The organism is Methanosaeta sp. UBA356 (genome assembly GCF_002496465.1).
GTDB classification, from domain to species: Archaea; Halobacteriota; Methanosarcinia; order Methanotrichales; family Methanotrichaceae; genus Methanothrix; species Methanothrix soehngenii.
In genome coordinates this window covers 1-5124 of sequence record NZ_DAKC01000011.1, presented here as the reverse complement: position 1 = coordinate 5124, position 5124 = coordinate 1, and the positions used below count along the sequence as shown (strand labels likewise).

The 5124-nt window shown below is 49.1% G+C and carries 7 protein-coding genes; all 7 read left to right on the top strand.

The window, feature by feature from the left end:
* Positions 1 to 31 precede the first annotated feature (31 nt).
* Positions 32 to 391, top strand: a complete 360-nt coding sequence (locus tag BP727_RS13595; protein WP_394339388.1) for an SPASM domain-containing protein — start codon at positions 32 to 34, stop codon at positions 389 to 391.
* Positions 343 to 612 (top strand): PqqD family protein, encoded by a 270-nt coding sequence (locus BP727_RS00590; RefSeq protein ID WP_286856795.1) that lies wholly within the window; start codon positions 343 to 345, stop codon positions 610 to 612. The genes BP727_RS13595 and BP727_RS00590 overlap by 49 nt, the downstream gene beginning before the upstream one ends.
* 23 nt (positions 613 to 635) lie before the next feature.
* Positions 636 to 1598, top strand: a complete 963-nt coding sequence (locus BP727_RS00585; RefSeq protein ID WP_286856793.1) for a radical SAM/SPASM domain-containing protein — start codon at positions 636 to 638, stop codon at positions 1596 to 1598.
* Positions 1598 to 2509 carry a radical SAM protein gene (locus BP727_RS00580; RefSeq protein WP_286856791.1) on the top strand — a complete coding sequence of 304 codons (912 nt, stop codon included), beginning with the start codon at positions 1598 to 1600 and terminating at the stop codon, positions 2507 to 2509. The genes BP727_RS00585 and BP727_RS00580 overlap by 1 nt, the downstream gene beginning before the upstream one ends.
* Positions 2510 to 2555: 46 nt before the next feature.
* The gene (locus BP727_RS00575; protein ID WP_286856788.1) at positions 2556 to 3497 is read left to right on the top strand and encodes an ABC transporter ATP-binding protein; all 942 of its coding nucleotides are present in this window, start codon (positions 2556 to 2558) and stop codon (positions 3495 to 3497) included.
* Positions 3494 to 4246 (top strand): ABC transporter permease, encoded by a 753-nt coding sequence (locus BP727_RS00570; RefSeq protein ID WP_286856786.1) that lies wholly within the window; start codon positions 3494 to 3496, stop codon positions 4244 to 4246. Before BP727_RS00575 ends, BP727_RS00570 begins: the two co-directional genes overlap by 4 nt.
* 142 nt (positions 4247 to 4388) lie before the next feature.
* A partial coding sequence (locus BP727_RS00565; protein ID WP_286856784.1) for an ABC transporter substrate-binding protein occupies positions 4389 to 5124 on the top strand: 736 nt, incomplete at its 3' end.

The window sequence follows — 5124 nt, the reverse complement described above, 5'->3', positions numbered from 1 at the left end:
TGGTGCTAAATCGAAACCCTCTAGAATTAATATGGGCCTGCATATGCCTTGGGAATTTCTTTTCGATCCTCTTGAAAAGCGTCATCCATCTCCTTGTGAGGCGGGCTATCTACGTTTATGGATAGATTCCAAAGGAGATATCTCGCCATGTGCATATATGCCCGATATGTCTCTCGGTAATATATATAAAGATTCAATAAGCGATATCTGGCTAAATTCGCCAATACTCAGGAGACTACGTGATTCCTCGTTGCTTAAGGGCATTTGTTCAACTTGCATTTACCGCGACGGATGCCGCGGAGGTTGTCGTGGTTTAGCTAAATTCTTGGAGGGTGACTTTCTATGTGCAGATCCATACTGCCCGACTGTAAGCCAAAGACAGTTAGGATAATGAATAGGCAAGAAGACGACAAGCTGGTATTATACGGAGGACACCGTCTCTTTGTTATGGGAACTTATGCGACCGAAATATGGCATATGTGCGATGGAGAACATACATTAAAGGACATGATTGATGCTGTTGTCAGCAAATATAATGTTCCAAGGGAAAAAGCTGCAAGCGGAATAACTGCTTTCCTTAATCGATTATCGGAGACAAAATTGATACAGTAAGGATTAATTTTGAGGTGCTGATTATGGGTCTAGGTCTACATTTAGTTGTCTTAGAAGTTACTGGTAGATGTAATCTATCCTGTAGCTACTGTTATCGAGGAGATGCCATGACATCCGACCTAAATGATCCTTCCCTGATCTTAGACCAGCTTACTGAGACAAAACCATATTTTATTAATGTCTCTGGAGGTGAACCATTATTATTTAAGAATCTATTTGTATTTGCTGAAGATCTCAAAAAGGTATGCAAGAAGCTCCTTTTAACTACAAATGGGACGTTAGTGCAGCAATTTCCGAAAGATTGGTTTAGCATTTTTGATGATGTCCAAATTAGCCTAGACGGTAATAAGGATTTCCACGAGAGCATTAGGGGCAAAGATAGTTTTGAAAAAACTATTGGAGCCGCCAAATACTTGGAGGGAGTTGTTCCGGTCTCTTTTCTTTGTACGGTGAGTTCAGCCAATCATCATCAGATAAGGTCAATTGCTAGAATAGCTCGCGAGCTAGGCGCAGCACCTAATATAGGCCGTATGTGCGGATTTGGCCTGGGAAACCCAGCGCCGCTAAAGGATCCTTCGCTCTTGAGAAATGCATTAGAAGAAGCTGCAAATCACGGAGTGCTCAGCGATGATCCTCTCAATTTCTGGTTTGATGAACAGAAGAAATCTACATTACGGTCGAACAAAATCGTCGGCGGCTGCACAGCAGGAATAGCCGGAGTGGCCATCTCTCCAGAACTGAACGTCTACCCCTGCGTCAAGCTCAGAATCCCTGCAGGAAACCTCAAAGAGCAGAGCCTGAAAGACATATGGCTCCACTCCCCGCTATTCGCAAGCCTGCGCGACTGGCACAACCTGAAGGGCCACTGCCCAAGCTGCGAGTACGTCAGCATCTGCAGGGGCTGCCGGGCAGATGCCTGGGCCCGCACGGGGGACTATCTGGCACCAGATCCCCTATGCTGGCTGAACGGGAGAGGAGAAGAGTGATGGACATAAGAGTCTCCCAGCCCTTCATCCTTGCGCTGGCTCTCAATAATTACGATCCATTCTTCGGCGCCGAAAAGAAAAATGGTTCCAAAGATCTGGACGAACAGGTATACCTGCAGGTCCTCGATTATATGAAGACGGCTAGCCAGCGGTCAGTGCTCGTTCTCGCTGGAGGCGAACCATTTCTCAATCCCCGTCTGAAAGAGATCCTTTCTGCAGCGAATGACTGCGGCTGGAGCACTTCAGTGGATACTTGGGCTGGATTCGGGGAACAGACTCCGTCATTAAATCAGATCCATCAGATGCGCTTGCGTCTTCTCTCTCTGAATCCAGAAAAACATGATGAACTTTTGGGCGAAAATGGCAACCATCGAAGAGTATTGGCCTACGGTGAGCGTCTGACGAAAGATTTTCCCGGCGAGAAGATCCTGGTCTTTCCCATCTGTCGGGATAACAAAGATGAGATGGCGAGCATCTTGGACTGGTGCCGCGTGCATAATTTTCGCCCAAACATGTTCACCGTGCCACGCCAGCATAAACACGCCCTTTTGCTTGAGGAATATCCAGAAGTGCTACGAGAGTTATGTGCTCTACCTCTTCAGGAGATCATCATAGACACTCCGCTATTGGGCCTATCCGGCTGGCCCAACCTCTGCTCTGGCGGCAGGCTGGCCATGTTCATTGATGTGGATGGCGGCGTGAAGCCCTGCCCCTACTTTCCTTATCCACTCTGCCATCTCGATGGAGATGGCATTGCCAAGGCCTGGAGCTGCTTGCAACGCGAAGTCGCCAGACTGAACGCGAGCTGCTCTTCCTGTTTGCAATTCGCCTCATGTGGCGGTGGCTGCCTGGCCAACAAAACTAAGTCTGGAAAAGAATACTACTGTCCCTATAACGAAGTTGGAAAATAGAAGATGAAAAAGCATATATCGTATGATATCCTCTTCCGCAAGTAAAATGGACTCCCAAGAAATGATCCTCGTCGAAAACCTTGTCAAATCCTTCTCCACCCACAAGGTCGTGGACCGCATCTCCTTCTCCGTCCATTCCGGCGAGACCCTCGGCCTTCTGGGCCCCAACGGCGCAGGCAAGACCACCACCATCCGCATGCTCACCGGCCTCGTCCGCCCCTCCTCCGGCACGATCACCGTGGGAGGTTACGACGTCCTCCAAAATCCCATCGAGGCCAAGCGCCTCTTCGGCATCTCCCCCCAGGAGGCCAGCTTTCACCCGCACCTGAGCATTGCCGAGGACCTCTACTTCTACGCCCGGCTGCGCGGCCTCTCCCGTTCCGAATCTAGGCTGCAAGCCCGTGAGACCATTGCGTGGGCCAAGCTCGATGAGCACTCTGCAAAAAATGGTCATCAGCTCTCCGGAGGCATGCAGCGCCGCCTGCTGATGGCACGGGCGCTGATCACCGATCCGCCCATCCTCTACCTGGACGAGCCCACCACCGGCCTGGACCCGCAGAGCAGGCATGCTCTCTGGGACTACATCTCTGAGCTGAAAGAGCGGAAGAAGACCCTCATCCTCACCACTCACTACATGGAGGAGGCGGAGGTGCTCTGCGATCGGGTGATCATCATAGACCATGGCAGGATCATCGCCCAAGGATCACCTGAGAATCTCCGGCAATCCATGGGCATCGACTCGGTTCTCACCCTCAAAACTCGCAGGCCCAGCTCATCTGCAGATCTTCTGGCACTGCGAGAGATTCCTGGCGTGATGAAACTTTACAGCTCCAACGGTTGCCTCTCGATTCATCTGCGGGAGAAAGAGGCCCTGGACAAGATAGTAGTAACAGCCTCCAAAACGACAGGGATCGAGGAGCTTAACCTGAAAGAGCCTAGCCTTGAGGACGTCTTTCTCCAGCTCACCGGCAGGGGGCTGCGGGAATGATTCCCCGCGCGGTGTCTGCCTCTCTGGTCACATTCGAGAGGGAGATCTATGACTATCGAAAGAATCTATTTTTATTCGCTCTGCGCAATCTCATCCAGCCGTTCTTCTTCGTGCTTGTGATTGGCATTGGCCTGGGCTCTATGGTGAGTCTGCCCGGTCGCGAGTCGTACCTGAGTTTCATGATTCCGGGGATACTGATGATGTGCGTGGTGCAGGTCTGCTACCAGCACTTCAGCTCTGAGATATGGATGTCCAAGAACCACGAGGGCTACCTGGAGCTTCTCACGATGACGGCACCCATCAAGCCTCGTGAGGCCGTAGCCGGATATCTGCTGACCGGCATAGTGGTTGCCTTCTTCGCAGTCCTGTGCTTCCTCCTGCCGGTCTGGCTGTTTCTTTCCGGCTTTCACATCTCCCTTGTCGCCCTCATTCTATTCACCATCGGCCTGGCCCTCTTCTTTACCTCGGCAGGAATTGTAGTTGGTGTAACCGTTCGTCATCCCCACAACCTGACAACTGTGAGTCTCTTCATCACCATGCCTCTTACCTATCTGTGCGGGGTGTTCATTCCTACAGAGATGTATCCCAAGGCCGCAAGAATGCTGATCGAGATTATTCCTTTAACACAGGCCATCGAGGGATTAAGGAACGGTGGTGTCCCGATATTTGAGATTGCCTATGTCTGGGCTGCAGCGGCCCTGGCTGTGATCGTTGCAGTCAGGATGTTTGAGAAAAATATGCACCTATAAGCCGTTGTTTAGATGCTCTGTTTCGAAAGAGATTTCTGATTAAATGTTCAACCAAAAATGTTATAAACATTTAGGATATTTGCATACAAAATCAGATCAGACTGAAAATAAGTATGATTAAGTGTATCGTAGGAGGGATATAATGGATGGGTCTTGGAAAATCGCCTTAGCGTTACTAATAGCATCCATGATTTGCTTGGGAGCTGGATCCGATCATCCTCTTGGGATCTTTGGTAACGCCAATATGGATGGTACAATAGATGAGAAAGACGTTGCATATGTTGAGGGAATAATCAAGGGAGCAAATGCCGCCACCAATCTGAGCGATGCCAATTATGATAGCAAGATAGATGCTCAGGATATAGAACTTATCGAGCAGATCATACGTGGAGAAGAGAAGGAACTTACACTTCTAGACGCCTATGATACAGTAGTAACCATTCGAAAACCATTAGAACGCATCATAGTCGAAGGAGATAATAATGCTGAACTCATGCGGTTACTAAGTTCAGAGAACAAAATCGTCGCTGTTTTTGGTGAACCAAGCGAAATCCAATTCCCGGAGTTCAGCAACCTGCCTAATTTGGGTGATGCCCTAGTCAATCCAGACTATGAGGCAATACTTTCTGCAAAACCCGATCTTTTGCTGACATTTGGAGCTAAAACCACCGACGCCGAAAAGAAGAAAAAACTCCCTGGTGTCGCTGTTGTTTTCTTGGGATTATTATTCCCAGATCTATACCCGAACCCTGAAAATTCTCAATACCTAGATGGTGTGAGAAAACTTGGATATATCCTCGATAAGGAAGATGAGGCCGAAGAGTATATCCAATGGTATCTTGGCTGGATAAATAAACTGTACTTTCCAAGTTTCTCCT